Here is a 2,361-nt window from a genome sequence, read left to right as displayed (position 1 = left end):
ATCGCCAAATGTACTAGGACATAAACCCCAAGAATTGACTGGCGGCGCTTCGCGCCGCCAGTCAATTCTTGGGGTTTGATTTGTCTTAAGTCAGGCGACTATAGCTATAATTTGCGAAACAAAGAGTTAGACTGGTTAAATTACCTTTACCTATTTTCGCTTTCCATTTTGCCCTATGCCCAATCGTCTCGCGCAATCGCAAAGCCTCTATCTTCGCAAACACGCTGATAATCCGATCGATTGGTATCCTTGGGGGGATGAAGCCCTAGAAAAGGCGCGAGCCGATAATAAGCCGATTTTTCTGTCCATAGGCTACTCTAGCTGCCATTGGTGCACGGTGATGGAGCATGAAGCTTTTTCAGATACCGTAATTGCAGATTACATGAACGATCGCTTTGTGGCGATCAAGGTCGATCGGGAAGAACGTCCAGACCTAGATAGCATCTACATGCAAGCCGTCCAGATTATGGGGGAAAGTGGTGGCTGGCCGCTAAATTTATTTTTAGCTCCCGACGATTTAGTTCCCTTTTATGGGGGGACATACTTTCCGATCGAGCCGCGCTATGGTAGACCTGGTTTTTTGAGGGTACTCCAATCAATTCTGGAGATTTATTACGAACGCAATCATGACATTCAAGAATATAAAGATCAGATCGTTCGCAATCTCCATCAAGTCAATAAGCTCATTCCCGTCCCCATCATCAGTGATGAGGTATTAGCCCATGGGATTGCGAAATGCGCCGAAGTAGTTACCAATCGCGATTATGGCACTTGTTTTCCAATGATTCCCTACGCCAACTTCCTCTTGCGAGCAAGTCGATTTGAATCGGAGGAAGCAACACTGAAGAATAAAGCACGCCAGCGGGGGCTGGATCTAGTCCTAGGTGGAATTTTCGATCATGTGGCGGGGGGATGGCATCGATATACCGTCGATCACACTTGGACAGTGCCCCATTTTGAGAAGATGCTCTATGACAATGGATTGATTATGGAGTATGTGGCGAATCTCTGGCTCTCAGGATTGGAGGAACCTGCGATCGCGCGTAGTTGTGAATTAACGGCGACATGGCTACAACGCGAGATGCTAGCCGAGGAAGGCTGCTTCTATGCTTCTCAAGATGCTGATAGTGAAGGAAAGGAGGGCAAGTTTTGGGTATGGAGCTATCCCGAACTGAAGAAGATATTTAGTGCTACCGAACTCGAAGTCTTAATGCAGGAATTTACGATTTCGGTGGCTGGCAACTTTGAAGAAACGAATGTTTTGCAACGGAAACATCATGGAGAACTATCGCCAGAGGTAGAAGCCTGCTTAACCAAGCTATTTCGGCTGCGCTATGGTGAGTATTCCCGTCCTACGGATGCTTTCCCCGTCGCGCGGAGTCAAGTGGATATTCGCGAAATTGATTGGGAAGGGCGAGTTCCTCCCATCACCGATACTAAGGCGATCGTCGCTTGGAACTCGATGATGATTTCAGGTTTGGTGACTGCCTATCGCGCTTTCCAAAAGCCGATTTACAAACAACTTGCAGTTAATGCGGCGAAATTTATTCTGGAGAATCAATGGATAGAAGGACGCTTGCATAGAATCAATTATGAAGGGCAAGCGACGGTAGCAGCGCAGTCCGAAGACTATGCGCTGCTGATCAAGGCGCTGCTAGATCTACATCAAGCCATTCCCGAAGAGGCAAATTTTTATTTACAACAGGCGATCGCCATCCAAGCTGAGTTCGATCGCGACTTCTGGGATGTAATGTCTGGTGGCTATTTCAATACTACGAGCGAATCGAGTCAGCATTTGCTGTTGCGAGAACGCAATTATCAAGATAATGCGACTCCTTCCCCTAATGGCATTGCGATCGCGAATTTAGTCCGTATTGCCAGCCTGACCGAAAAATTAGACTATCTCGATCGGGCTGAGTTAGCACTCAAACGCTTTGGTCATGTAATTACCAATAGCCCCGTAGCCTGTCCTAGTTTACTGGTTGCCTTTGATTGGTTTCGCAACCATACATTAGTGAGGACAAATCCCGAGCAATATGCCTATCTCGATCGCCAATATCTACCTGTGGTCATGAAGCGTATCGATAAAAATTTACCCAATCCTCAAGCGATCGCCGTGGTTTGCCAAGGCTTATCTTGTCTTGAGCCTGCCATGAGTCAGGAGATCTGCGATCGGCAGCTACAGCGCAGTACCACAAGGGTCAAGTAAAACAGTGTTGCCGCGCAGAGCGCGGCAACACTGTTTTATAGCTACAGTCACCTGAAATAGGACAAATCAAAACCCAAGAATTAATTGGCGGCGCGAAGCGCCGCCAATTAATTCTTGGGTTTTATGACCTAGTACACTTGGCGACAGCTATA

General features: G+C 47.3%; 1 protein-coding gene. It reads left to right on the top strand.

What is annotated here, in order from left to right:
- Positions 1-175 precede the first annotated feature (175 nt).
- A complete protein-coding gene (locus tag AC805_RS04030; RefSeq protein WP_055074220.1) occupies positions 176-2,209 on the top strand; it encodes a thioredoxin domain-containing protein in 2,034 nt (677 codons plus the stop codon).
- Positions 2,210-2,361: the final 152 nt, after the last annotated feature.

The organism is Pseudanabaena sp. 'Roaring Creek' (assembly GCF_001402795.1).
Taxonomy (GTDB): Bacteria; Cyanobacteriota; Cyanobacteriia; order Pseudanabaenales; family Pseudanabaenaceae; genus Pseudanabaena.
The sequence above is the reverse complement of the archived record's forward strand: the minus strand, read 5'-3'. Positions and strand labels throughout refer to the sequence as shown.

Bases quoted from the DNA above. Each gene is read 5' to 3' on its own strand.
- AC805_RS04030 (WP_055074220.1), top strand. From the start codon at position 176: ATGCCCAATCGTCTCGCGCAATCGCAAAGCCTCTATCTTCGCAAACAC.